This window comes from Streptomyces sp. NPDC057950 (genome assembly GCF_042887295.1).
Classification (GTDB): Bacteria; Actinomycetota; Actinomycetes; order Streptomycetales; family Streptomycetaceae; genus Streptomyces; species Streptomyces kaempferi.
On record NZ_JBHVPP010000019.1, the window covers coordinates 87,513 to 110,781 of the forward strand.

General features: G+C 72.7%; 23 protein-coding genes and 2 pseudogenes. 12 read left to right on the top strand and 13 right to left on the bottom strand.

Annotated elements, in window-relative coordinates; translation table 11 throughout:
- Positions 1-71 precede the first annotated feature (71 nt).
- Positions 72-1,001, top strand: a complete 930-nt coding sequence (locus tag ACFVTC_RS28730) for a 1-phosphofructokinase family hexose kinase (protein WP_390131404.1) — start codon at positions 72-74, stop codon at positions 999-1,001.
- A gap of 176 nt (positions 1,002-1,177) precedes the next feature.
- On the opposite strand, the gene ACFVTC_RS28735 is transcribed toward ACFVTC_RS28730, so the two are convergent.
- Together ACFVTC_RS28735 and cdgB are read right to left on the bottom strand one after the other, a co-directional pair.
- Positions 1,178-2,179, bottom strand: coding sequence for a carbohydrate-binding protein (locus ACFVTC_RS28735; RefSeq protein WP_390131405.1), 1,002 nt, complete (start codon positions 2,177-2,179; stop codon positions 1,178-1,180).
- A gap of 128 nt (positions 2,180-2,307) precedes the next feature.
- Positions 2,308-3,999, bottom strand: coding sequence for a diguanylate cyclase CdgB (cdgB, locus tag ACFVTC_RS28740; protein WP_390131406.1), 1,692 nt, complete (start codon positions 3,997-3,999; stop codon positions 2,308-2,310).
- Positions 4,000-4,371: 372 nt separating this feature from the next.
- On the opposite strand from cdgB, the gene ACFVTC_RS28745 reads away from it, so the two are divergent.
- Positions 4,372-4,935: a flavin reductase family protein gene (locus ACFVTC_RS28745; RefSeq protein ID WP_266699960.1), complete on the top strand. Its 564-nt coding sequence runs from the start codon at positions 4,372-4,374 to the stop codon at positions 4,933-4,935.
- A gap of 25 nt (positions 4,936-4,960) precedes the next feature.
- On the opposite strand, the gene ACFVTC_RS28750 is transcribed toward ACFVTC_RS28745, so the two are convergent.
- The 3 genes from ACFVTC_RS28750 to arfB all read right to left on the bottom strand — a co-directional run bounded on the left by ACFVTC_RS28750 (position 4,961) and on the right by arfB (position 6,897).
- On the bottom strand, positions 4,961-5,833 hold the full coding sequence (locus ACFVTC_RS28750) for a sigma-70 family RNA polymerase sigma factor (RefSeq protein ID WP_390131516.1): 873 nt from the start codon (positions 5,831-5,833) through the stop codon (positions 4,961-4,963).
- A 226-nt stretch (positions 5,834-6,059) separates the two neighbouring features.
- Entirely contained in the window at positions 6,060-6,341 is a 282-nt protein-coding gene (locus ACFVTC_RS28755) for a hypothetical protein (protein ID WP_168528731.1), read from the bottom strand.
- 121 nt (positions 6,342-6,462) lie between these two features.
- A complete protein-coding gene (gene arfB / locus ACFVTC_RS28760) occupies positions 6,463-6,897 on the bottom strand; it encodes an alternative ribosome rescue aminoacyl-tRNA hydrolase ArfB (protein ID WP_266699963.1) in 435 nt (144 codons plus the stop codon).
- 198 nt (positions 6,898-7,095) lie between these two features.
- Here arfB and ACFVTC_RS28765 point away from each other — a divergent pair, with 198 nt between their 5' ends.
- The gene (locus tag ACFVTC_RS28765; RefSeq protein ID WP_390131407.1) at positions 7,096-7,671 is read left to right on the top strand and encodes a TerD family protein; all 576 of its coding nucleotides are present in this window, start codon (positions 7,096-7,098) and stop codon (positions 7,669-7,671) included.
- A gap of 430 nt (positions 7,672-8,101) precedes the next feature.
- A complete protein-coding gene (locus tag ACFVTC_RS28770; protein WP_390131408.1) occupies positions 8,102-8,647 on the top strand; it encodes a GNAT family N-acetyltransferase in 546 nt (181 codons plus the stop codon).
- A gap of 31 nt (positions 8,648-8,678) precedes the next feature.
- Here ACFVTC_RS28770 and ACFVTC_RS28775 read toward each other — a convergent pair.
- Positions 8,679-8,807: pseudogene (locus ACFVTC_RS28775) on the bottom strand (VOC family protein); the annotation flags it as partial.
- A 27-nt stretch (positions 8,808-8,834) separates the two neighbouring features.
- Positions 8,835-10,244 carry a M1 family metallopeptidase gene (locus ACFVTC_RS28780; RefSeq protein ID WP_390131409.1) on the bottom strand — a complete coding sequence of 470 codons (1,410 nt, stop codon included), beginning with the start codon at positions 10,242-10,244 and terminating at the stop codon, positions 8,835-8,837.
- 37 nt (positions 10,245-10,281) lie between these two features.
- On the opposite strand from ACFVTC_RS28780, the gene ACFVTC_RS28785 reads away from it, so the two are divergent.
- Positions 10,282-10,782 carry a hypothetical protein gene (locus ACFVTC_RS28785; RefSeq protein ID WP_390131410.1) on the top strand — a complete coding sequence of 167 codons (501 nt, stop codon included), beginning with the start codon at positions 10,282-10,284 and terminating at the stop codon, positions 10,780-10,782.
- 96 nt (positions 10,783-10,878) lie between these two features.
- Here ACFVTC_RS28785 and ACFVTC_RS28790 read toward each other — a convergent pair whose 3' ends face one another.
- Positions 10,879-11,586 (bottom strand): pentapeptide repeat-containing protein, encoded by a 708-nt coding sequence (locus ACFVTC_RS28790; protein WP_390131411.1) that lies wholly within the window; start codon positions 11,584-11,586, stop codon positions 10,879-10,881.
- Positions 11,587-11,712: 126 nt separating this feature from the next.
- On the opposite strand from ACFVTC_RS28790, the gene ACFVTC_RS28795 reads away from it, so the two are divergent.
- From ACFVTC_RS28795 to ACFVTC_RS28805, 3 genes and pseudogenes are all read left to right on the top strand, one after another.
- Positions 11,713-12,879 (top strand): NAD(P)-binding protein, encoded by a 1,167-nt coding sequence (locus ACFVTC_RS28795; protein ID WP_390131412.1) that lies wholly within the window; start codon positions 11,713-11,715, stop codon positions 12,877-12,879.
- A gap of 49 nt (positions 12,880-12,928) precedes the next feature.
- Positions 12,929-13,913: pseudogene (locus ACFVTC_RS28800) on the top strand (zinc-binding dehydrogenase).
- Between the two features lie 56 nt (positions 13,914-13,969).
- Positions 13,970-15,460 carry an MFS transporter gene (locus ACFVTC_RS28805; RefSeq protein ID WP_390131413.1) on the top strand — a complete coding sequence of 497 codons (1,491 nt, stop codon included), beginning with the start codon at positions 13,970-13,972 and terminating at the stop codon, positions 15,458-15,460.
- Here ACFVTC_RS28805 and ACFVTC_RS28810 read toward each other — a convergent pair.
- From ACFVTC_RS28810 to ACFVTC_RS28820, 3 genes are all read right to left on the bottom strand, one after another.
- Entirely contained in the window at positions 15,449-15,922 is a 474-nt protein-coding gene (locus ACFVTC_RS28810; protein ID WP_390131414.1) for a GNAT family N-acetyltransferase, read from the bottom strand. The genes ACFVTC_RS28805 and ACFVTC_RS28810 overlap by 12 nt on opposite strands.
- 247 nt (positions 15,923-16,169) lie before the next feature.
- Positions 16,170-17,582 carry an NAD(P)/FAD-dependent oxidoreductase gene (locus ACFVTC_RS28815; RefSeq protein WP_390131415.1) on the bottom strand — a complete coding sequence of 471 codons (1,413 nt, stop codon included), beginning with the start codon at positions 17,580-17,582 and terminating at the stop codon, positions 16,170-16,172.
- Between the two features lie 10 nt (positions 17,583-17,592).
- Positions 17,593-18,246: a rhomboid-like protein gene (locus ACFVTC_RS28820; RefSeq protein WP_390131416.1), complete on the bottom strand. Its 654-nt coding sequence runs from the start codon at positions 18,244-18,246 to the stop codon at positions 17,593-17,595.
- Here ACFVTC_RS28820 and ACFVTC_RS28825 point away from each other — a divergent pair.
- Entirely contained in the window at positions 18,245-19,231 is a 987-nt protein-coding gene (locus ACFVTC_RS28825; RefSeq protein WP_390131417.1) for an aminoglycoside phosphotransferase family protein, read from the top strand. The two genes, ACFVTC_RS28820 and ACFVTC_RS28825, sit on opposite strands and share 2 nt — an antisense overlap.
- A 130-nt stretch (positions 19,232-19,361) precedes the next feature.
- Here ACFVTC_RS28825 and ACFVTC_RS28830 read toward each other — a convergent pair whose 3' ends face one another.
- Both ACFVTC_RS28830 and ACFVTC_RS28835 read right to left on the bottom strand, forming a co-directional pair.
- On the bottom strand, positions 19,362-21,104 hold the full coding sequence (locus tag ACFVTC_RS28830; RefSeq protein WP_390131418.1) for an HEXXH motif domain-containing protein: 1,743 nt from the start codon (positions 21,102-21,104) through the stop codon (positions 19,362-19,364).
- A gap of 67 nt (positions 21,105-21,171) precedes the next feature.
- Positions 21,172-21,342, bottom strand: coding sequence for a hypothetical protein (locus tag ACFVTC_RS28835; protein WP_390131419.1), 171 nt, complete (start codon positions 21,340-21,342; stop codon positions 21,172-21,174).
- Positions 21,343-21,541: 199 nt separating this feature from the next.
- On the opposite strand from ACFVTC_RS28835, the gene ACFVTC_RS28840 reads away from it, so the two are divergent.
- From ACFVTC_RS28840 to ACFVTC_RS28850, 3 genes are all read left to right on the top strand, one after another.
- Positions 21,542-21,844 carry a trypco2 family protein gene (locus ACFVTC_RS28840; RefSeq protein ID WP_390131420.1) on the top strand — a complete coding sequence of 101 codons (303 nt, stop codon included), beginning with the start codon at positions 21,542-21,544 and terminating at the stop codon, positions 21,842-21,844.
- A 3-nt stretch (positions 21,845-21,847) separates the two neighbouring features.
- On the top strand, positions 21,848-22,963 hold the full coding sequence (locus ACFVTC_RS28845; RefSeq protein WP_390131421.1) for a trypsin-like peptidase domain-containing protein: 1,116 nt from the start codon (positions 21,848-21,850) through the stop codon (positions 22,961-22,963).
- 119 nt (positions 22,964-23,082) lie between these two features.
- Positions 23,083-23,268 carry a hypothetical protein gene (locus ACFVTC_RS28850; protein ID WP_390131422.1) on the top strand — a complete coding sequence of 62 codons (186 nt, stop codon included), beginning with the start codon at positions 23,083-23,085 and terminating at the stop codon, positions 23,266-23,268.
- The last annotated feature ends 1 nt before the right edge of the window (position 23,269 follow it).

Consider the following 23,269-nt stretch of genomic DNA (forward strand, 5'->3'; position numbering starts at 1 on the left):
GACCGCCGTCGCGTTTGGCATGATCGTGCCTCCGGAACTGTCGGCAAGCGCATCGGGGGAGGTCGGCCCAGGTGATCCTCACGGTCACACTGAACACCGCTGTCGACATCACCTACCGTGTGCGGTCCCTGCGGCCGCACACCTCGCACCGGGTGACCGAGGTGACCGAACGCCCCGGCGGCAAGGGGCTGAACGTGGCCCGGGTGCTCGCCGCCCTCGGTCACCGGGTGACGGTCACGGGCTTCACGGGCGGTGCCACCGGCCGGTCCCTCCAGGAGCAACTCACCGACTGCGCGGGCCTGGTGGACGCGCTGGTCCCGGTGTCCGGCCCGACGCGCCGCACGGTAGCCGTGGTCGACACGGCGACGGGTGACACCACGCAGCTCAACGAGCCCGGTCCGGAGATAACCCCCGCGGAGTGGGCGGCCTTCCAGGAGACGTACGGGCATCTGCTGCGCTCCGCCTCGGCGGTAGCCCTGTGCGGCAGCCTGCCGCCGGGGGTCCCGGTGGGCGCGTACGCGGGGCTGATCCGGGCGGCCCGCGCGGCGGCCGTCCCGGTCCTCCTCGACACCAGCGGCGAACCGCTGCGCCGGGGTGTCGCCGCCCGCCCCGACATCGTCAAGCCGAACGCCGACGAACTGGCCGAACTCACCGGCTCCCACGAGCCGTTGCAGGCCACCCGCGACGCCCGCAGACGCGGCGCGCACGCCGTGGTGGCCTCACTGGGCGCCCAGGGGCTGCTCGCGCACACGCCGGAGGGTCTCTGGCGGGCCGCCCCGCCCCACCGCGTGCACGGCAATCCGACGGGCGCGGGCGACTCGGTGGTCGCGGGCCTGCTGTCGGGCCTGGTGGAACATCTGCCCTGGCCGGCCCGCCTGACCAGGGCCGTCGCCCTGTCCACGGCGACCGTACTGGCCCCGGTGGCGGGCGAGTTCGACCGGGGCGTGTACGAGGAACTGGTGGACCGGGTGTCGCTGACCGGCGAGACCAGCGCGGCCTGAAACCGTCCGGCCACGGCCGACACCGTGGGGACGGACGGCAAGACGGACCGGGCGGCCGTCCCGCGCGTCGACGGCGGACGCGTACCGGCCACGACGGTGCCGGTTCCCGGCCTCACCTCGACGGCCATCGAAGGCCCCGCCCCCGACGGCCGGCCGAAGCCGGATGCTCCCGGGACTCAGCCGCCGGACTTGACCCAGCCGTCGACCAGCCACATCTGGTCGATGAGGGCGTCGCACTGGTTGCCCTGCTCGCAGGAGATCTTGATGGCGTTCGTGCCCTTGTCGAGCTGGATCCAGTTGTAGGTCTTCGTCCAGCCCTTCTCGTAGTCGCCCGCGGGGCCACCCGCCCAGTTCTTCAAGCCGACAGGCGTCTTGGAAGCCGTGCCGTTGACCGTGAGGGTGGCGGTGCCGTCCTTGCCCGGGACGCTGTAACCGACGTACACGCTGTACTTGCCCGACTTGGGGATGCTGTTGACGGTCCAGGTGACGGACGCGCCGCCCTGGTTGAAGCCCGCGACGTAGACGCCGCCGTTCGACTTCGCTCCCTTGACGTCGGACGCCGTGGTGGCGCCGCCTTCCAGGCGCAGCGCCTTGGCGTCGATGGTGGGCAGCTTGCCCGGCTCCGGCGGCTGCTCGCCGGCCGGCTTGCTCGGCTCCGCGCTCTGCGATGCCTGTGGGGACGAGCCCGCTTCGTCACCGGTCTTGTCGCCGTTCGAGTCGCCGCCCATCATCGCGACGCCGATGCCGATGACGACGGCCGCGACCACGGCGATCGCGCCGATCAGCAGGCCCTTGGTGTTCGGGCCGCGACCGCGTCCGCCACCGCCGGCCGACTGCCGGGAGGCGGGCGCACCGCCGGGGCCCGTCTCGGGCGCCGCGTAGTGCGCGTTCCGCTGGCCGTGGCCGGGCTGCTGCTGGCCGGGCTGGCCGTAGGGCCCTTGCTGCGGGACCTGGCCGTAGGGCGCGGTGGGGGCGGCGGCCTGCTGCTGACCGTAACCGGCCTGCTGCTGTCCGTACTGGCGCTCGCCGACCGCCCGCACCCGGTTGACCGAGCCCGGGTAGCCGTAGCCGCCACCTCCGCTGGGCGGAGTGGCGCCGTTGGCCTGACCGTCGGCGTACAGGTAGCCGAACGGGTCGTCGTCCTCGGGCGTGCTCGCGCCGTTGTTGCCGGGCGTCATCCCTAGGTACTCCTCAACAGGTGCGGTACAGATGCGGTACACGAAATGAAGCACGTGAAGGGCGAGCCTACCCGCTTCCAGGGGGCCAAACGGGTGGCCTTCACCGCATCAACCCACTGACCTGTGACTTATCCGGCACGCCGATGCTGTTTGGGACGAGAACGTTTCTCGACGTACATCCGTTCGTCAGCGGATTTCAAGACCTCGTCGGCCGTCATGCCGCAGTGTGCCCATCCGATGCCGAAGCTGGCGCCCACCCGGACCGCCCGGCCGTCGACCCGGATCGGCGGGATGATCGCGTTCCGCAGCCGTACGGCGAGGTCCGCCGCGTCCGCCCGGCCGAGGCCGTCGGCGAGCACCACGAACTCGTCACCGCCGAGCCGGGCGACCGTGTCGCCGTCGCGGACGCCGTTGGTCAGGCGCCGGGCGACCTCGATGAGCACGGCGTCGCCCGCGTTGTGCCCGAACCGGTCGTTTATCGACTTGAAGCCGTCGAGGTCGCAGAAGAGCACCGCGAGCCCCTTGGCGCCGTCGTCCGTCTCGCCCTCGGGCGCGATGGTGTGCACATGGTGGTCGAAGGCGTCGTAGGCCGCCGCGCCCGGCCCGAAGTCGAAGCCGTGCGCCGCGGCGTGCCCGTCGAAGGTGCCGTGCTCGGCGGCCTGCTCCGCGTACGGCCCGTGCCCGTAGGCGGCGTCCAGCGACTCGACCGCGCCGGGCTGGAGGGCCTGCGGGCGCTGGCACAGCCGGGAGCCGAGGCGGGAGCGCAGTTCCGCCGAGTTCGGCAGGCCGGTGAGCGAGTCGTGCGAGGCGCGGTGGGCGAGCTGCAGCTCGCGGCGCTTGCGCTCCTCTATGTCCTCGACGTGCGTGAGCAGGAAGCGCGGGCCGTCGGCGGCGTCCGCGACGACGGAGTTGCGCAGCGAGACCCAGACGTAGGTGCCGTCGCGGCGCCCGAGCCTGAGTTCCGCGCGGCCGCCCTCGGCGGAGGTGCGCAGCAGGGTGCCGATGTCCTCGGGGTGCACGAGGTCGGAGAAGGAGTAGCGGCGCATCGCGGAGGCGGGGCGGCCGAGCAGGCGGCACAGGGCGTCGTTGGTGCGCAGGATGCGGCCGTGCTGGTCGCCGCCCATCTCGGCGATGGCCATGCCGGAGGGTGCGTACTCGAAGGCCTGGCGGAAGCTCTCCTCGCTGGCGCGCAGGGCCTGCTGTTCGCGCTCGAGGCGGACCAGGGCGCGCTGCATGTTGGCCCGCAGACGCGCGTTGCTGATCGCGATGGCGGCCTGGAAGGCGTACATCTGCAGGGCCTCGCGGCCCCAGGCGCCGGGCTGCCGTCCGTTGCGCGGCCGGTCGACGGACAGGACACCGATCAGTTCGCCCGTGTTGCCGCCGACGCCCGGGGTGTACATCGGCGCGAAGAGACGGTCCGAGGGGTGCCACTCGTCCTCGAAGCGGGGCGCGGGGCCGTCGGTGTACCACTGCGGTACGTCGTCGTCGTCGAGGACCCAGCCCTCGGTGTGCGGTATGAAACGCAGGTCGCCCCAGGCCTCGCCCATGTTCAGGCGGCGGTCCCAGGACTCGCGGGAGCCGACCCGGCCGGTGATCAGCGCCTCGGCGGCGGAGTTGCCGGCGAGCGCGGCGACCACGAGGTCGCCGTCGGGGCGTACGAGGTTGACACACGCCAGCTCGTAGCCGAGGCCCGTGACCACGCCGTCGGCGACGGTCTGCAGCGTGTCCGCCAGGCTCCGCGCGGTGTTCATGTCCGCCATCACCTGATGCAGCTGCCGCAGGGTCGCAAGACGGACGTAGGGCTCCGACTCGGTCTCCATTCGCCCTCCCCTCGAGACCTCGCAGCAACTCCAGGGTTGTCTTCGGCGTACCTGGTTCTCTGGACCGGTTCTCTGTACCTGAGTTCTCTTGCGCGTACCGGTTGGTAGCTTCCTGCCTGGCTTCCCCGCCACTGAATCACAGCGCGCTGCTCACTCGGTACACAGGGTCAACAAAATATGGCCCCTGTGACTCAAGTCACAGCGTAAGATGAACAATTGAGTGGGGTTTCTGCATTTTCCCCGTGTGTTAACTGAACACATATTTAGATGCCGTGCAGACACTGTGAGCGGTTGTGTCCGTCCTCGGACCTAGGACCCGGCTCGGCCCGAGGTCCGATGTGGACGCCCCGGGTCGGAGACTAGCGTTTCGGCGTGCTGAACACTCCCCCTGCCGTTCCTTCCACCCCCTCCGTGCATGCTGAGGGGGTGAGCAACGACGAGTTCCGCGCCGCCATGTCCCGGCTGGCCGCGGGCGTGGTCCTGGTGACCGCGCACGAGCCCGCGCTGGACCCGGAAGGACCGGGCGGCGAGGACGTCGGCATGACGGCCACGGCGTTCGTGTCCGTCTCCCTGGACCCCCCGTTGGTCCTCGTCAGCCTGCGCGAGGGTTCCCGTATGGACGACCTCCTCGACGAGCAGCCCCTGTGGGGCGTCTCCGTGCTCGCCGAGAGCCAGCGCCACATCGCCGGCCGCTTCGCCATGAAGGGCCGCATCAGTGACCGTCTGCTCTTCGAGGACATCCCGTACGTCCGCGGCGAGGCGGCCGGGGCGCCCCTGGTGGGCGGCGCCCTGGCGACCCTGGAGTGCCGCACCGAGCAGCGGGTCACCGCCGGTGACCACACACTCGTGGTCGGGCGGGTGCTGACGGCGTCGGTGCCGAGCGCGGACGGGGGGCCGCTGGTGCACTTCAAGGGCCGCTACCGGCAGCTGGGCTGACACCCCGGCAGCCGCAGGACAGGGGTCACCGGTCGAGGACCGTGACGTCCACCCCGGCCAGCCGCCGCGGATCGTTGAGGATGTCGATCACCGCGATCCGCCCCCGTACGACCGTGAACGCGAGGACGCCGACGGGGCGTCCCTCCTCGATCACCACGACCCCCGCGGCGCCGTTGACGAAGGCGGGCCGCGCGACCCGGGCCAGATGGGCGAAACGGCTCGCGTTCGAGGCCACGTTCACCGCGCCGGTCGTCACCCCGTCCTCGGACCGTGCCACCACGTCCGGGTCGAGCACCGCGACGAGGGCCGTGAGATCGCCGTCGCGCGCCGCCGCGAGGAACGCCTCCACGACCTCCCGCTGCCGCGTCAGGTCCGGATCGGGCGCCGGGGCGCCGCCCTGGACACGGCGCCGGGCCCGGCTGGCGAGCTGCCGGGCGGCCGCCGGTGTGCGGCCCACGACGGGCGCGATCTCGTCGAACGGCACCGCGAACAGGTCGTGCAGCACGAAAGCGAGCCGTTCGGCGGGCGTCAGCGTCCCCAGGACCACCAGCAGCGCGATTCCCACCGAGTCGGCGAGCAGCGCCTCCTGTTCGGGGTCGACGCCTCCGAAGGGGCTGAGCACCGGTTCGGGCATGCGCACCCCGGGCCCCTCCTCCAGCGGCTCCTCGCCGCGGGTCCTGCGGGAGCGGAGCATGTCGAGGCAGACCCGGCCGACGACCGTCGTCAGCCAGCCGCCGAGGTTGTCGACCCGGCCGGCGTCGGCGCGGCTGAGCCGGAGCCATGCCTCCTGGACGGCGTCGTCGGCCTCCGCGAGCGAGCCGAGCATCCGGTAGGCGACGGCGCGCAGCCGGCCGCGATGCGATTCGAAGCGCTCGGCGAGGAATTCGTTCGCGTTCACGGCATCGTTCACGGCATCGATCCCGGCGCCGTTTCCCACGCCGTTCCCCGCACCCGCGCCATTTTGCTTCGCATTCGCGTTCCCGAACGCGTTCTCGCCCGCGTTCCGAGCGTTCTCATGGTTCTCATTCAGAAATTCGCTGTCGCTCATCCGTCACATCTCCCCGTCGGGCCCGCGGTCCTTCGTCCGTCGGTGGATTGACGGATCGCGGGCCCGAGATGTGACGTCAGGCCTCCGGCACGGCGCTCAGCCGCAGCCGGCCGGGGTCTCCCGCCCGCTCCACTTCGACCTCCGTCACGGAATCGTCGCCGAAGCGAAGGGTGAAGTACGGGCTGGCCTCGATCAGGAACTGCATGTCCTCCCGCGCGCCCCTGTCCAGCGGCGGCGAGACGACGGCGTCCCACGCCCGGGAGCCGGGCCCGGCGGCCAGCCGGACGGGGATCCGTGCCAGGCAGCTCGATCGGTTGGCCCACCACTCCAGATGCGCTCTGTCCTCATTTCCGTCCATTCCCCGAGCGTAGCCACGAGTGGCCGACTCGGCCCGCCGCTCAATCCGCGTACGGCGCCGGGCGTTTCGCGCGGCGCCGTCGGAGCGGTCCTCGGAGCCCGGTGGCGGGACGGAACGGCCCTCAGCCCCAGTCGCGCCCGGAACGCCCGCGCTTGGTGTCCGAGCGCTGCTTCTTCTCGCGCAGCCGTCGCTCGTTGATGCCCCTGGGGATACGGGTGGCCCGGCGCGGCTTGGGCGGCACCGTCGCCTCGGCGAGGAGGGAGGCGAGCCGTACGGCCGCGGTCTCCCGGTTGCGCCACTGCGAACGGTGCTCGGAGGAGCGCACGCTGATCACACCGTCGACGAGCCGCCCGGCGAGCTTGGCGAGCGCCCGCTCCTTCCAGACCGGGGGCAGCGCCTCGGTCTTCGCGAGGTCGAACCGCAGCTCGACCTGCGAGTCGGTGGTGTTGACGTGCTGACCGCCCGGCCCGCTGGACCGCGAGAAACGCCACATGAGCTCGGCCTCGGGGAGCGAGACGGAGCCGCGGATGACATAAGGACCGGACATGGGGTTCATGGTCCCCCGGATGTCCGGTCCACGTCACCCGTTTTTCGCGCGGGGGTCCGTCCGGCGCAAAGGTAAAGAAAGTAAAGACAGCCGGAACCTTCGGCACCCCTCTTGGCGTTCTTAGGGGTAGCTGTAGCTTCGTGGCCGTACGAAGCCCAACCGTACGGGCACACCGCACGTACGCAACGAGGGAAGGGACTCCCAACAATGGCTGTAAGCCTGTCCAAGGGTGGCAACGTCTCGCTCACCAAGGAGGCTCCGGGCCTGACCGCCGTCACCGTGGGCCTCGGCTGGGACGTCCGCAGCACCACGGGCACCGACTTCGACCTCGACGCCTCGGCCATCGCGGTCAACCAGCAGGGCAAGGTCTACTCGGACGCCCACTTCGTCTTCTTCAACAACAAGCAGACCCCGGACCAGACCATCGTCCACACCGGTGACAACCGCACCGGCGAGGGCGCGGGCGACGACGAGGCGATCAACGTCAACCTGGCGGGCCTCCCCGCCGACATCGACAAGATCGTCTTCCCGGTCTCCATCTACGACGCGGAGACCCGCTCGCAGAACTTCGGCCAGGTCCGCAACGCCTACATCCGCATCGTCAACCAGGCCGGCGGCACGGAGATCGCCCGCTACGACCTCTCCGAGGACGCGGCGACGGAGACCGCGATGGTCTTCGGCGAGCTCTACCGCAACGGCGCGGAGTGGAAGTTCCGCGCGGTCGGCCAGGGCTACGCCTCCGGCCTGACGGGCATCGCCCAGGACTTCGGCGTCAGCGTCTGATCCGTACGCGCGAGTCGACGGAGCCCCCGGCCCGGGAACCCTGGCCGGGGGCTCTTCGCGTGGACGGGCAGGAGCCCCGCCCTTCATCCCTGGGGGCTCCGCCCCCGGACCCCCGTCCGGCCTGAACGGCCCCGTCCTCAGACGCCGGACGGGCTGAAAGTCATGTCCCCGGCCGGGGGCATCCAGCGCGGACCCGCACCTCCACCCGGTCCGCAACGGTCCAGCACAGGCCCACATCCGCAGCCCCGCCGACTAAGGGCTGTCCCGTAATCCCCGGTGGATCAGCGCGCGGCGTCAGATGCGGTGCATCGCAAGGCGGAGGGTCGTCCTCATACTGGGCGTAGTCGGGCGATCCGACAACGCGGCGAGGTGCCGTAGCTGTCGTCGCGCGCCCGCCGGGGATTACGGGACAGCCCTTAGCCTGCACCGCGTGATCCTCGAATCCCTGCCCCTCACCCCGGACCACGACATCCCGGGGCCGCTCCTGACCGAACTCACCGCCCTGCACGTCTCCAACCGCGAATTCAACGCGTTGAGCGGCGACTTCCCCGACCCGGACGACATCCGCCCGGAGCAGGTCGCGGAGGCGCTCGCCGAGGAGGCGGCCCACCCGGGCGTGGAGTTGCTGCTCGCCCGTGGCGCCGGGCGGCTCGCCGGGTTCGCCATCACGCTGGCGCACCATCCCGACCCGGCGGATCCGGACCCGTGGATCGGCCTGCTCCTCGTGGACGCCCGCGAGCACGGCAAGGGATACGGCAGGGCGCTGGCGGCCGGTGTCGAGGAGCGGTTCCGGGCCGCAGGCCGCACCGGCGTGCGCCTTGCCGTCCTCGACAACAACCCCAAGGGCCTGGCCTTCTGGACCGCCCTCGGGTACGAGGTGATCGACCACCGCGAGGACCGCCGGCTCGGCCGTCCGTGCGCGGTACTGCGCAAGGCCCTGGACTCCGCGGGCACCGACCGGACGGACACTCCCTAGGAGTTCGGCCACCCGGGAGAAAGAGGCGGAACGGGTGACCGCGCGGATCGCGGAGGACCCGTACGCCCTTCCGGGGCCGGTGCTCCTCCAGCGTCGCGCCCAGGGCACGGGCCCGCTCGGTCTCCGCACCCAGGTCGCCCACCTGGAGGCCGAGGAAGGCCCGCGTGTGGTGGCTGCCCGTCCCGGTCTAGGCCGTGGCCGGTCTGCCCTCGCCGTACAGCCAGTCCTTCCAGATGCGGCGGAAGTCCTTGCCCGGCGCCTTCTTCTCGACGTACGCGGTGAAGTCGGCGGTCGTCGCGTTGCCGTGACGGTGGGTGGCGGCCCAGCCCTGGATGATGTCGTAGAAGGTGTCGTCGCCGACGGTCCTGCGGATCTTGTGGAGGACCATGGCGCCCCGGTCGTAGACGGGACTGTCGGAGATGTGGGCCGCGCCGGAGGGCTTGGCGGGCGGGAAGTCCCAGATCGCCTTGTTGTCGGCGGCGTCGTCGTAGTAGTCGCCGCGGTAGAGGGCGTTGAAGGTCTCGTCGGCCGTGTCGCCGTCGTGGTCCTCCTGCCAGAGCCACTCCGCGTACGTGGCGAACCCCTCGTTGAGCCACATGTCCTGCCAGGACGCGGGGGTGACGGAGTCTCCGTACCATTCGTGGGCCAGTTCGTGGACCAGCGTCCCGACGTCGGGGGCGCCCGGGAAGACGGGGCGGTTCTGGGTTTCGAGCGCGTAGCCGGCGACGCCGGGGCCGTCGACGATCGCGCCGGTCGAGGAGAACGGGTACGGGCCGAAGTTGTACGCCTCCCAGTCCATGATCTCCGGAATGCGGGCCAGCACCTTCGCGCTCGCGGCGGTCTGTGCCGGGTCGACGGCGACGTACACGGGCAGACCGCTCCTGGTCGTGCTGCGGGTGATGTCGTACGCCCCGACGGCGAGCGTCGCGACATAGCTCGCCATCGGTTCGGCGGTCCGCCAGGCGAAGGTCCTGCGGCCGTCGGCGGCCGTCGTCTCGCTCCTCAACTCCCCGTTGGAGACGGCGCTCAGGCCCTTGGGGACGGTGATCGTGATGTCGTACGACGCCTTGTCGGAGGGGTGGTGGTTGCCGGGGAACCAGGTCATCGAGCCGACGGGCTCACCGAGGGCGAGCGCGCCGCGGGCCGTGGGCAGCCAGCCCTCCTGCGAGCCGTCCGCGTCCGTGAGCGTTTCCGGGGTGCCCGAGTACCGGACCGTGGTGCGGAACGTCTCGCCCTTGCCGAGGCCCGTGCGCGGGCGCACCGTCAGTTCCTGGCCCGTCCGGCTCCAGCGCGCGTCCCGGTCGCCGACGGAGACACCGGCGACGTCCAGGCCCTTCAGGTCGAGGTTGAAGGCGTCGAGGCCCCGGGTCGCCCGCGCGGTGATCCGGGCGGTGCCCCGCAGCCGCTTGCTCCCGGGGTCGTAGGAGAGGGTCAGGGCGTAGTGCGTGACGTCGTAGCCGCCGTTGCCCATCTTCGGGAAGTAGGGGTCGTGCACGCCCGGGGTGCCCGCCGAGCCGTCCCCGCCGCCGCACGCGGTGAGCGCGCAGGTGAGGGCGAGAGCCAGGGCGCAGGGGACGATCACGGAAGATCGGGGCACGTCCGCGATCCTACGAGGCCGTGACACCATCACGTACGTGCTCGACATCGGCTACGCCCTCTCCAACCGGTTCCCCGACCCCCCGCAGACCGACTACCGCCGCGCGGACGTCCACGCCCTGCGGCACGACCTGTTCTGCGGCGACGTGTACCTCGCCGACACCAAGGCGGACCGGGAGGTGTCCACGGCCTGGGGATGGGTGCCGGTGCTCGACTTCGCGTGGGCGCTGTGCGACATCGTGGAGCAGCTGGACCGGGACCCGCACGGCAGCCGGGCCTCCCGCCCCCAGCACGCCGAGCTCGACTTCACCGAGTCGACGGACCGCATGCTCTTCGAACGCCGCTTCGGCTGGGTCGACATCGAGGCCGACTGGATGCACCGCGACGAGGAGCCGCTGACCTTCTCGCACTCCGCGCTGCGCCGGGAGGCCCGCGACTTCCTGCACGACCTGATCGCGGACCTCACCGACCTCCACGAAGACCTCGCCGAGAACCCGGCCCTGTGGACCCTCCAGGCCCGCTTCCCCCGCGTCACCTGATCCCCCCGTGGCCCTGCCCGGTCACCTCCCGGACTTCCCCCTCGGTCTCCCTCACGGCTCCCGCCCCCCGGCCCGCCTTTCAGCTCGCCCCGGCCCTCACGCCTCACCCGCGTCGCCGTGCACCCGCACGCCCAGAGCCGCCGCCAGCACCGGTGCCAGGTCGAACAGCTGGGCCGGGCTGATCACCGCGCCCGCCAGCCGGTCCACACCCCGCGCGATGTCCAGCTCCGCGGCGCGGCGCAGATCCACGTCGACCAGGGTCGCCGCGGTGAGGTCTGCGCCCTTGACGACACAGTCCACGAATTCGACGCGCTCCAGCCGGGCACCGCCGAAGTCCGGCTCCACCAGCACACAGCCCTCGAAGACGACGTCCTTGAGGCGGGCCTTGCGCAGGTTCAGATAGTCGATCTTGCCGCCGCGGATCAGTACGCGCTCCAGCACGGAACCGTGCAACTGCACCCCGCCCAGGCGGGCGTCGACCAGCTCGACGTCGCGCAGCGTCGACTCGGCCAGGTCGGTGCCCACACCCCGGATGCCCGTCAGGACCGAGTCCAGCACGCGCGCGTGGTGCAGCCGTGTCTCGTCAAGCGCGCACCCCGTCAGGGCGCAGTCCATGAAACGCGCGCCGCCGCCGTCCTGCCCGGCGAAATCCGTCTCCCGGAACTCCAGCCCGTCATAGTCCCCGTCCGGCTCCAGCGCGGAGCCCTCGTGGGGCTCCAGCGGCGGCAGCCGCACCTCCGGCCGCCGCGCCCCCTTCACCGCCCCGCTCGCCCTGCCCGTGCCGCCCGCCGCTTTCCGCACCATGCCCCCATCCTGCACTCCCCCACTGACAACGCCTCCGGCCTGCGGTCCTGTCCCCCGATGTCACATTCCGGCCCCGCGAACAGTCGTATCCGACAAGACGACCCCTACCGCAGGGAGAGGCCAACCATGCACCACCTGACCGTCATCGGCGGCGGCCTCGCCGGACTCACCGCCGCGATCACCGCCGCCGAGGCAGGCGCCAGGGTCACGCTGTACGAGGCCCACCACACGCTCGGCGGCCGGGCCCGCACCGCGGACGGCCCGTACCGGACGGACAACGGCCCGCACACGCTGCACGGCGGCGGCCCGCACTGGACCTGGCTCAAACAGCGCGGACTCACCGGACCGCTCGCCCCGGTACCGGCCAGGGAGACCGCGCGACTGCGCCTGCACCACCGGGGCGTCCTGCGCCGCACCCCGCCCCTCGCCCTGATCGGACTGCTGCGCCGGGATGCCCGGCAGGCGCCCGTGGACGCCGACTTCCTGACCTGGGCGAGCGCCCGGACGGGCGAGGAGGGCGCCCGCGCCGCCGCGCACTACTCGGCCGTCACCCTGTTCCACCACGATCCCGGCGCGCTCTCCGCGGCCTTCGTGCAGGAACGGCTGCGCAGGGCCGCCCGGCTGCCCGCGGAGGCACGCCATCCGCGCGGCGGCTGGGCGACCATCGTCGACCGCATGGCCGCCCGCGCCTGGAACCTCGGCGTCCGGGTCGAGACCCTCGCCCGCGTCGACACGCTCCCCGACCGTCGCGGTCCGGTCGTCGTCGCCACCTCCCTCGACTCCGCCCGCCGTCTCCTGGGGGACGACTCCCTCACCTGGACCGGCGGCCGGACCGCCCTTGTGGACCTGGCCCTGCGCACCCGGCGCGGTGACCCCTACGCCCTCTCCGACCTGGACGCACCCGGCCGGCTCGACCGTCCCACGGCGCGGGACCGCACCCTCGCCCCGGACGGGGAGCAACTCGTCCAGGGACAGTTCCCGATCGCCCCCCACGAGTCCCGCGGCGACGGTGCCGCCCGCGCCGAACACCTTCTCGACCTCGCCTTCGAGGGCTGGCGCGAGCGCGTGACCTGGCGGCGGGACGCGGTGGCGCTGGGGCGCACCGGTGCGGTCGACCCGCCTGGCACCACCTGGCGCGACCGCCCGGCCCTCGACCGCGGCGACGGCGTCTACCTCGCGGGAGACCAGGTGGCCGCGCCCGGCATGCTCTCGGAGGTCTCCTTCAACAGCGCGCTCGAAGCCGTCGCCCTGGCCTTCGGCATCCGGGAACGCCTTGACCTCAAGCACGCTTGAGGTCGAAAGGTGGGGCTCCTCACCGCCCGCACCCAAAGGAGCCCTTCCGATGCACGCCGTCCGCCTGCACACCTTCGGCCCGGCCGAGAACCTCATCTACGAGAGGACCGAGGACCCCGAGCCGGGTCCGGGCCAGGTCCGTGTCGCCGTGGCCGCGGCGGGCGTCCATCTCCTGGACGCCGCCCTGCGCGAAGGCGCCCGGGGCCCCGCGCCCGCCCCCGCCGCGCTTCCCACCGTCCCCGGCCGCGAGGTCGCCGGCACGGTCGAGTCGCTCGGCGAGGGCGTCCCCGGCCACTGGCTCGGCAGACGGGTCGTCGCCCACCTCGGCTTCGCGCCCGGCGGATACGCCGAACTGGCCGTGACCGACGTCGGCCGCCTGCGCGAGATACCCCGGAACCTCGACTGCGCCCAGGCCGTCGCCATGATCGGGACGGGCCGTACGGCGATGGGGATCGTGCGGTTCGCCGAGTGGGGCCCCGACACCGTGGCCGTGATCCCGGCGGCCGCGGGCGGCATCTATCGGCACCCTCCTCGTGCAGTACGCCCGGCACGCGGGCGCCACCGTGATCGGCGTCGCGGGCGGTCCGCGGAAGGTGGCCCTGGCCCGGCAGAACGGCGCCGACCTCGCCGTGGACCATGAGGACGCCACCTGGCCGACACGGGTCCGCGAGTACCTCGGCCCCCGCGCGGCGACCGTCGTCCTCGACGGTGTCGGGGGCGCCACCGCCCGCGCCGCCGTGGACCTGCTCGGTCCCGGCGGCAGGCATCTCGTCTTCGGCTGGTCCGCCGAGGGCATCCGGGACGGCGGACCGCTGATCGTGCCCGGCGTGACCGAGCAGGTCCTCGGCCCCGCCATGATGCGCCGGGCGGGCGGCCCCGACCCCCTGCGCACCCTGGAACTGCGTGCGCTCGCCGAAGCGGCGGCCGGTCGTCTCACCCCGGCCCTGACCCGCTTCCCGCTCGCCTCGGCGGCCGCCGCCCACCGCGCCCTGGAGACCCGCGCCACCATCGGCAAGGTGGTCCTGGAACCGTGAGCGGGAGGGCCTCGCCGAAAGGTGCGTCACCCACCGATCCATGGTCTTCTGGGCAGGTGAGTGTCACCCCGACAGGTGAACCCGCAGGCGCCGATCCCCACCGCTGGTGGGGTCTGGTGATCATCGCTCTGGCCCAGTTGATGGTCGTCCTGGACGCGACCATCGTGAACATCGCGCTCCCCTCCGCACAGCGTGACCTGGGCATGTCCGACGGCAACCGTCAGTGGGTCATCACCGCGTACACCCTGGCCTTCGGCGGGCTGCTCCTGCTCGGCGGCCGGATCGCCGACCTGGTCGGCCGCAAACGCACCTTCGTCATCGGGCTCATCGGCTTCGCGGCCGCCTCCGCACTCGGCGGAGGGGCCACCAGCTCCGCCATGCTCTACGGCGCCCGCGCCCTGCAGGGAGCCTTCGCCGCCCTCCTCGCGCCGTCCGCGCTCAGCCTGCTGACCACCACCTTCAGCGACCCGAGGGAACGCGGAAAGGCCTTCGGCATCTACGGCGCCCTGGCCGGCAGCGGCTCGGCGATCGGACTTCTCGCGGGCGGCCTGCTGACCGAGTACCTGAACTGGCGCTGGTGCCTGTACGTCAACGTCCCCGTCGCCGTCGCCGCGGTCGTCGGCGCGACCACCCTGCTGCGCGACCGCCCCGGCTACCGGGGCGGTCGCCTCGACGTCCCTGGTGCGGTACTCGGCTGCGGCGGCCTCGTCGCCATCGTCTACGGCTTCAGCGAGGCGGAGCCGCGCGGCTGGACGGACCCGCTGGTCCTCGGCCTGCTCGCGGCCGGCGTCGCCCTGATCGCGGCCTTCGTGTGGTGGCAGAAACGGGCACCGAGCCCCCTGCTCCCCCTGCACGTCGTCCGGGACCGCAACCGCGCCGGCTGCTTCCTGACGATGGCACTCGCCGTCATCGGCATGTTCGGCATGTTCCTGTTCCTGACCTACTACCTGCAGATCGTCCTCGGCTACTCGCCGGTGCGGACGGGCCTGGCCTTCCTGCCCTTGACGGCCGCCATCGTCGTCGGCTCGACGCAGATCTCCGCGCGGCTGCTGCAACACGTCGCGCCGCGCGTGCTGATGGTCCCCGGCACGCTCCTCGCCACGTCCGGAATGCTGGTCTTCACCCGGCTGACCGTGCACCCCGACTACGCGGGCCTGCTGCTGCCCGGCATGCTCCTGATGGGGCTCGGCATGGGCCTGATCTTCATGCCGATCTTCGCCACCGCCACCGCCGGCGTCGCCCCGCGGGACTCCGGCGTGACCTCCGCGACCGTCAACACCTCACAGCAGGTCGGCGGCTCGATCGGCACGGCCCTGCTGAACACCGTCGCCACCACCAGCGGCGCCACCTACATCGCCGCCCACCTCACCGACCCGGCCCGCAGGGCACTCGTCGTCCGCGAGGGCGTCGTGCACGGCTACACGATCGCCATCTGGTGGGCCTGCGGCATCATGCTCCTGGCCGGTCTGATCGCCGGCCTGCTGATCACCGCGAAGGCCCCCAAGCACGCGCTCGGGACGGCCCCTGTCCCCGAGTCAGTCCCGTGAACCCAGCTCCCGCAGCGCCCCGTCGGTCAGTCGGTACACCGTCCACTCGTCCTGCGGACGCGCGCCGAGTGCCTCGTAGAACTCGATGGAAGGCCGGTTCCAGTCCAGCACCGACCACTCCAGCCGCTCGTACCCGCGCGCCACGCAGATCCGTGCCAGCTCGGTGAGCAGCGCCTTGCCGTGGCCGCCGCCCCGCGCCTGCGGACGCACATAGAGGTCCTCCAGGTAGATGCCGTGCACCCCGCGCCAGGTCGAGAAGTTCAGGAACCACAGCGCGAACCCGACCACCTCCCCGGCCTCCTGCGCGACGTGCGCGAACGCCGCCGGGTACTCGCCGAACAGTGCCTCGAACAGCTGTGTCGGGGTCGCCCGCGCCTCGTCCGGCACCTTCTCGTACTCGGCCAGTTCACGGACCATCGCGTGGATGACGGGCACGTCGGCGGGGGTGGCGGTGCGAATCATGGGCGCAGTGTCACACACCCGCCGCGCGGCCCACCGCGCGTGGGACCGTCGTCAGTGCCGCCTCGCCGATGCCGTCCCGCCGATGCCGCCTCGCCGATGCCGTCCCGCCGATGCCGTCCCGCCGATGCCGCCTCGCCGATGCCGTCCCGCCGATGCCGCCTCGCCGATGCCGTCCCGCCGATGCCGTCCCGCCGATGCCGTCCCGCCGATGCCGCCTCGCCGGTGCCGTCCCGCCGGTGCCGTCCCGTCAGTGCCGTCCGGCCACCCGGTCCGCCATCCGCGCCAGCCGGGACGACTCCGCGCTGCGGGTGGCCAGTTCGCGGCGGTCCGCGGTGCGGTAGGTCGCGTACATGCCGTGCACACCGATCCAGCGGAAGGGCTCCGGCTCCCACTTGCGGACCTTGTGGCCGACCCACGGCAGGCCGGTCAGCCCGGTCGGGCCCGCCTGACCCGAGTCCAGCCGGACGAGGTCGCGCAGGGTGCGGGCGGCGAGGTTGGTGGTGGCGACACCCGAGCCGACGTAGCCGCCGGCCCAGCCGAGGCCGGTCGCGCGGTCCAGGGTGACCGTGGCGCACCAGTCGCGCGGCACGCCCAGGACGCCCGACCAGGCGTGCTCCACCCGGACGCCGGCCAGCGACGGGAAGAGGCGGACCAGGATCCCGTACAGGGCCTCGACGGTCGCCTGCTGCGTGCCGCCGTCGTGGTCGGTGCGCGAACCGAAGCGGTACGGGACACCCCGGCCGCCGAGCGCGATGCGGTCGTCGGCGGTGCGCTGCGCGTACATGTACGCGTGCGCCATGTCGCCGAGCGTCTCGCGCCCCTCCCAGCCGATCCGCGCCCACTGCTCCGGCGTCAGCCGCTGCGTCGCGATCATCGACGAGTTCATGGGCAGCCAGGTGCGCCGCTGGCCCTTCAGGGAGGCGGTGAAGCCCTCCGTGCAGCGCAGGACGTAGGGGGCGCGGACCGTTCCGTGCGGGGTCACGGCGTGCTGCGGGCGGATCTCCGTGACCGGCGTCCGCTCGTGGATCGTCACCCCGAGTGCCTCGGCGGCCGCCGCCAGACCCTTCACCAGCTTGACCGGGTGCAGACGTGCGCCGTGCGGAGTCCAGGCCGAGCCGACCGCGTCCGCGACCCGGACCCGCTCGGCGGTCTCGCGTGCGCCGTACAGCTCGCGGTCCCGCTCCCCGTACGACAGCTCGTGCTCGTGGAAGGTCTTCAGCCGGGCCAGCTGCGCGGGCGTGTACGCCACCTCAAGGACGCCGCCCCGGTGGACGTCCGCGTCGATGCCCTCCTCGGCGGCGACCCGGACGACCTCGTCGACCGTGTCGTTCATCGCCCTCTGCAGACGGACCGCCGCCTCGTGGCCGTGCAGCCTCGCGTACCGGTCGCGGCCCGCGACGCCGTTGTAGAGCCAGCCGCCGTTGCGCCCCGACGCGCCGTACCCGCAGAACCTCTGCTCCAGGACGGTGACGCGCAGCGAGGGCGCCGCCTTCTTCAGGTAGTACGCGGTCCACAGACCCGTGTAGCCGCCCCCGACGATCACGACGTCGGCGGTCGCGTCGCCCGGCAGGGGCTCGCGCGGGACGGGGAGCCCGTCGTCCGCGTACCAGAAGGAGATGCCGCCGTTGACCGTGCCGCTTCCCGTGCCGCTGCTGCTCATGGCCGGGACGTTAACCCCTGGGAGCGGCCAGTGTCTCCTTCGGATTCCGTGCTTTTCCGCGGCCTCTGACCAGCGGATAGCAGCCCAGACCGATCACCACGGAGAGGAAATGTCCGCATTGGGCGAGGGTGGGCGTGCCGAGGACCGGCAGCCCGTAGAAGACCAGGACCGCCGCCAGATACGGGTACCGCCAGGGCGCCGGGATCCGGTACGTGAGCACGGCGATCACCCCCGCCAGCGAGTAACTCACCCCGATGTCGAGGGTGTTCACGGCGGACTCCGGTGCGATCCCGCGCCGTACCGCCTCAAGCAGCGCCCCCTCACTGGCCAGCGTCGCCAGCACGTGCGAGGCCACGCACACGAACAGCCAGCGCAGGGTGCCGAGCCAGCGCTCCGCCTGCGCGTGGAACACCGTGAAGAGAAAGGCGTACGGGAACCAGTAGTCGCCGTCGATCCACATCGCGCTGGAGATCAGCACCCGCAGCGGGTCGTTCGACAGCTCGTGGATGTTGGTGGACCGCTGCCGCAGGAAGTCCTGCTCGAACTCCGGTGACATGTGGTGCATGGCCACGGTGGTGAAGAAGAGGACGCCCAGCCATACGTAGGTGCCGGGGGCGCTGCGTATGTAGCTCCCCACGGAGCGCGGGATCCGGTCAACGCGCATGGGCGGCCGCTCCCCCGCGGGTAGGGTCGACAGGGTGATCGAGGTTCCGCAGGCCCTGGCCGCCTCGCAGCTCCGGTACAACGGAACGGCGGGCCGCGCCTTCGTCGCCGCGCTCCCGCGGCGCGCGGCCCGCTTCCTGGACCGCTGGGAACTGCGCCTCGACGGCCCCTCGATGCACGGGGTGACGGCGCTGGTGCTGCCGGTGCGCCGGGCCGACAACACCCCGGCCGTGCTGAAGCTCCAGCTTCTCGACGAGGAGAGCGCGGGAGAGCCGCTCGCGCTGCGCGCCTGGGCCGGCGGCGGCGCCGTACGGCTTCTCGACCACGACAGGGCCACCGGCACCCTGCTGCTCGAACGGCTCGACCACACCCGAATGCTGTCGCACCTTCCCGACACGCGCGAGGCCGCCCTCGTCATCGCGCGGCTGCTGGCCCGGCTGACGGCCGTGGCGGCACCGGAGGGCGTGCGCCGGCTCGGGGACGTCGCGGCGGACATGCTGGAGCGGGTGCCGGGCGCCCTCCGGCGGATTCCGGACCCCTCCGACCGGCGGCTCGTCGAGGACTGCGCCGCTGCGGTGCGCGAGGTGGTGACCGAGCCGGGCGACCGTCTCCTCCACTGGGACCTCCACTACGACAATGTCCTGCGCGGCCTCCACCACGACGACGTCCACGACGACGTCCGCGACGCCGACGGTCACGACTGCGACCGCGTCGCGGGGCGCGCGCCCTGGGTCGCCATCGATCCCAAGCCGCTCGCGGGCGACCCCGGATTCGAACTCTGTCCCGCGCTCTGCAACCGTTTCGAGCCCGGCGAGATCCTCCGGCGCTTCGACGCGATGACCGACGTCATGGGTCTGGAGCGCGCGCGGGCCCGCGCCTGGACCCTGGGCCGTGTTCTACAGAACACTCTGTGGGAGATCGAGGTCGGCCGCCCGCTGGAGCCCGTTCGACTTGAGGTCGCCCGCCGGTTGCGGGAGGTCAGCTGAGGGCCCTCCCGTGGTCCGCGTGTCCGCCGTTCGGGTCACGGGCACGCGGGGAGGCCCGGTGCCGGGAGCGTCCCGGGGCACGCTGACGCGTCCGGTGCCGGGAGCGCGCCGGTCGAGACCGCCCCAGGACTCACACCGGACACGCGGAGGCCAGGGCGCGGCCCAGTTCCAGCGGGTCCGCCCGCCCGTCCAGTGCGGTGTGCAGGGCCATCGCGAGTTCCGGGTGCGCCAGCAGACCCTCGCCGGCCCGGTCCGCGCCGGCCCGCGCCGCCAGCCCGAGTCCCACCCAGGCATCGGGGTCGCCGCCGCGGACCGCCCGCTCGCGGAACGCCTGAAGGGCCTGCGGTGTACGGCCCTCGACCAGGGCGACGTCCTCGTCGAGCGCGCCGGCGACCACGGCGCCGGGATCGTCCCGCAGTGCCACGAAGCCCGCCGGGTCGGCCAGCAGCCACCGCAGCAGCACGGCCCGTGTGTCGAACCCGCGCAGCGGGCTGCCGTGCGGACCGCCGGGGACGGGCGCCACGTCCGGAGCCGGGGGCAGCGGTTCACCGCGGGACCAGGCCGCCGCCTGCGCGCGGACCGTCTCCGCCGCCGGCCGCAGATGGTGGGCGCGCCAGCTCGCCCGGTGATCCGCGACGGCCAGGGCCGCCGCGGTCCTGGCCCGCACGTCGACCGGTTCGTCCAGCCAGGGTTCGACACGCCGTGCCAGCTCGGCCACCAGCCGCCGCCCCAGCTCGTTGAGCCCGTCCGCCGAGCCGATCGCGCGCAGCGCGTGCGCCGTCTGGCAGCGCCACAGCGCGAACTCGAACTGCCCGAGCACGTGGACGCGCCGCCGCCAGAACGCGGTGACCCCGAAGAAGGCGTACACGCCCTGGAGCAGGCCGCCCAGCGGTCGCGGATCATCGCGCCAGGGGGCGTAGTGCAGCCGGTCGCCCCGGTCGTCGTACAGGGTGAACAGGTGCATGAACGCGCTGAGTTTGTTGTGCTGGAACTCGTGCACCAGCGTCGAGGCGAACTGTTCGGCGTCGTCCGGCGCCGAGGCCAGGGCACCGCCGAATGCCTCACCCGAGGACGCGCTGTGCGGCCGGAACCGTTCGGCGCGCGGGCGGGGCACCACCGACACCAGCCCGCGGGCCAGCGCCCGTGCGCCCTCGGTGTCGGTGCGCCGCAGGATGTCCCAGGCCGGGGCGAACAGTTCCTGCCACTCGCCGGCCGTGGCGACCGGTTCGACCCGGCCCGGTTTCCGCAGGTCGCGGTAGGGGTCGGTGTCGTCCAGGAGCAGGGTGCAGCCGGCCGCGCGCAGCTTCGTCAGGGCGTGCCAGTCCGGGCCCTCCAGCGGGCGTCCGGCGATCCGCACGTGTCCGGCGCGGGCGGAGACCTCGGCCACGTCCCAGTCCGCCGGGCCGGGTACCCGCATCGCCCCGAGCGCGGGCAGGACCGCCCATCCGTGCCGGACCGGGATCTCGGCGCGGAACTCCAGACCGGCGCGGACGGCCGCGGCCGCCGCGATGGCGTGGAGGTGTCCGGTGTCCGCCCACAGGGGCGCCTCGTCCTGGGCGGTCCCGCGCAGCCGGCGCAGTGTGTGCGACGCCCAGACGCCGACCGCCGGATATCCCAGCAGCCCTTCCACCGCCTCGCGCGCCTCCTCGGACGCGGCCCAGGCGCGGGCCAGCAGCCGCCAGCCCTCCTCGAGGGGAGGCAGCGGGCCGGGCGGGGCCGTCGCCGCCGAGTCCAGCAGGGCCCGTACGACGAGGAGCCGCCAGCTCCGCTCGGTCCCGCGCAGCGTGTCCACCGTCGCGGGGCCGCCCCCGCCGCCCAGCAGTTCGTCGAACGACCGCGGTGAAAGGACGTGGGGTCGGGCCGTCTGGTGCATGGGAGAGCCTGTTCGTTGCTGCCTGTTCGCTGCTGCTGGGGAGGGTGCGGCGACGCCTTCGGCGTGGTTACGCCTCGCGCTGCGGGTTGTAGCCCCCGAGGCTGCCGGCGGGGTCGTCCACGCGGCCGAGCAGCCGGCGCATGGAGGCCGACGCGGCCGGCAGATCCAGACAGGGCCACGCGTCCAAGGGAACGTCGGTGAGGTCGATCAGCTCGGACTCGACTCCGGACTTCTCCATGGCGGCGCCCCTGTGACGGTGAAGGTGTGCGGTCAATGCCTTATGTATCACTGAAATATGGCTTTTCCAGTGATTTGAGGCTGCTCGAGTGATCTTAGTGTATCCGAGAGGTCACACAGAGCCACATCGCGTGATCGCCCCGGACCGGGTGACGGCCCCGGACCGAGTGGCGTGCGGGCGCCACGGGTAGGGAGCGGGTGTGATTGAACTCGCTGAACTGATCGAGGAGTTGCGCAGGGAACTGACCGCGGCCCGGACGGCGGCGGAGGGGGAGGATCTGTACTTCGAGGTGGGTCCGGTGGAACTGGAGGCGGCCGTGGTCGTGGAGCGGTCGGCGACGGCGGGCGGGAAGATCCGCTTCTGGGTGGTGGAGGCGGGCGCCGACGGACGCGTGGCCGAGGGCGTCACGCACCGGGTGAAGCTGACGCTCGATCCGCGCACCCGCAGCGGCGGCGGACGGGCGCCGTGGGTGGGCGGGGCCGAGGCGGACCGGGAGCGCTGAGCCGTGCCGGAGCGGGAACCGCGCCGCGGACTGGACCCGGTCCGGGTGGCGGAGGTGATGGTGCGTCCGGCGGCGGCCCGGGGTCCCGGGCGGCGCGGTTCCGGGTACCGGGTCGGGCTCCGCTGGGTGCTCACCGCCGCGCACGTGGTCCGCGACGCCGAGGGGGCAACCGCGGACGTACGGTTCGAGGCCGACCGCGCCGCGCAGTGGACGGCGCCCGCGCGGGTGCTCCTCGCCTCCGACAAGGCGGACGTGGCGCTCCTGGAGATCACCGGGTCCGTACCGCGGGGCGTGCACGCGGCCGTACCCGAACCGCCCCTCTACGGCGCGGTGCCCGACACGGACGTCGTCCTGCCGTGCAGCGCGTTGGGCTTTCCACGCTTCAAGCTGCGCGAGGACCGGATGCGACTGCTCGACGACGGCTCGGCTTCCCAGTACCGCGACTCCTGCCACGCCACGGGAATGACGTCGGTGCTGTCCAACCGCCGTGAGGGCACCCTCGAACTCGCCGTCACGCCACCGGAGTCGGACGCCGAACCGGACCGTTCCCCCTGGGAGGGCATGTCGGGCGCGGCCGTCTGGCACGACGGCACACTCGTCGGCCTGGTCAGCGCCCACCACCGCACGGACGGTCTGGGCCGGCTGGCCGCCGTACGCGTGGACCGCTGGTACGGGCTGCTGACCGGGGCCGAACTGGCCGTGCTGCACGAGTGCGCCGGGCTGCCCCGCTCGGCGCCCGAGCTGGTCCGGTTCTCCCCTCCGGGGAACGCCACACCGGGCCCGGTCGCCCTGACCCATCTCCCCGACCGGCTCCCCCTGGGAGAACTCGGCGGGCTGGTGGGCGCGTTGACCGACCTCCCCACCGTGCGCGGCCCCACCACCCTGGCCCTGCTCCTGGACAGCATCGACCCGGTGGTCTCGGCGATGAGCCCCCGGTCACCGGCCCTGCGGCCGGACCTGTTCGGGATCCTCGGCACCTGCCTGCGCTATCCGGGAACCCTCGACCAACTACTGGAGGCGATACGGTTGTTGGAGGGCGACTCCGTAGGTGTGGCCCGAATGGACCAGGAGGCGGTGGAGTTGGCCCGGCGCCACCGCCGGGCCGATGGAAGCCGCTGACCTGATATGGCGGGGCCGCGCGGACGCGGGGTTTCATACTCCGTGCGGTGGGTCATTATCAGGGGGATGCGAGCCGCCAGCATCCACATGTGCAGCCGGGGGAAAGGGGTTTGGCCGTCATGGAGCCGACTGTGGCCGCCGTCGAGTCCAGCCTGGTCGATCTCGCGGGGGTGTCTCTTGAAACACTGCGCTCCATGGACAGTCGAGTTCTCGCCGCTTCGGTACAGGAACTGCTGCCGGGAATCGACCATCAGCTGGCCAGCGTCGCCGGCGTCGACGGCGGTCGCGGCGCGCGTCTCGACTGAC

Coding starts and splice junctions, on each gene's coding strand:
- cdgB (WP_390131406.1), bottom strand. CDS start 3,999: ATGGAGACCGAGTCGGAGCCCTACGTCCGTCTTGCGACCCTGCGGCAG.
- ACFVTC_RS28810 (WP_390131414.1), bottom strand. CDS start 15,922: ATGATTCGCACCGCCACCCCCGCCGACGTGCCCGTCATCCACGCGATG.
- ACFVTC_RS28835 (WP_390131419.1), bottom strand. CDS start 21,342: ATGGAGAAGTCCGGAGTCGAGTCCGAGCTGATCGACCTCACCGACGTT.
- ACFVTC_RS28790 (WP_390131411.1), bottom strand. CDS start 11,586: ATGGTGCGGAAAGCGGCGGGCGGCACGGGCAGGGCGAGCGGGGCGGTG.
- ACFVTC_RS28825 (WP_390131417.1), top strand. CDS start 18,245: ATGGGCGGCCGCTCCCCCGCGGGTAGGGTCGACAGGGTGATCGAGGTT.
- ACFVTC_RS28815 (WP_390131415.1), bottom strand. CDS start 17,582: ATGAGCAGCAGCGGCACGGGAAGCGGCACGGTCAACGGCGGCATCTCC.
- ACFVTC_RS28795 (WP_390131412.1), top strand. CDS start 11,713: ATGCACCACCTGACCGTCATCGGCGGCGGCCTCGCCGGACTCACCGCC.
- ACFVTC_RS28830 (WP_390131418.1), bottom strand. CDS start 21,104: ATGCACCAGACGGCCCGACCCCACGTCCTTTCACCGCGGTCGTTCGAC.
- ACFVTC_RS28850 (WP_390131422.1), top strand. CDS start 23,083: ATGGAGCCGACTGTGGCCGCCGTCGAGTCCAGCCTGGTCGATCTCGCG.
- ACFVTC_RS28765 (WP_390131407.1), top strand. CDS start 7,096: ATGGCTGTAAGCCTGTCCAAGGGTGGCAACGTCTCGCTCACCAAGGAG.
- ACFVTC_RS28820 (WP_390131416.1), bottom strand. CDS start 18,246: ATGCGCGTTGACCGGATCCCGCGCTCCGTGGGGAGCTACATACGCAGC.
- ACFVTC_RS28755 (WP_168528731.1), bottom strand. CDS start 6,341: ATGGACGGAAATGAGGACAGAGCGCATCTGGAGTGGTGGGCCAACCGA.
- arfB (WP_266699963.1), bottom strand. CDS start 6,897: ATGAACCCCATGTCCGGTCCTTATGTCATCCGCGGCTCCGTCTCGCTC.
- ACFVTC_RS28735 (WP_390131405.1), bottom strand. CDS start 2,179: ATGACGCCCGGCAACAACGGCGCGAGCACGCCCGAGGACGACGACCCG.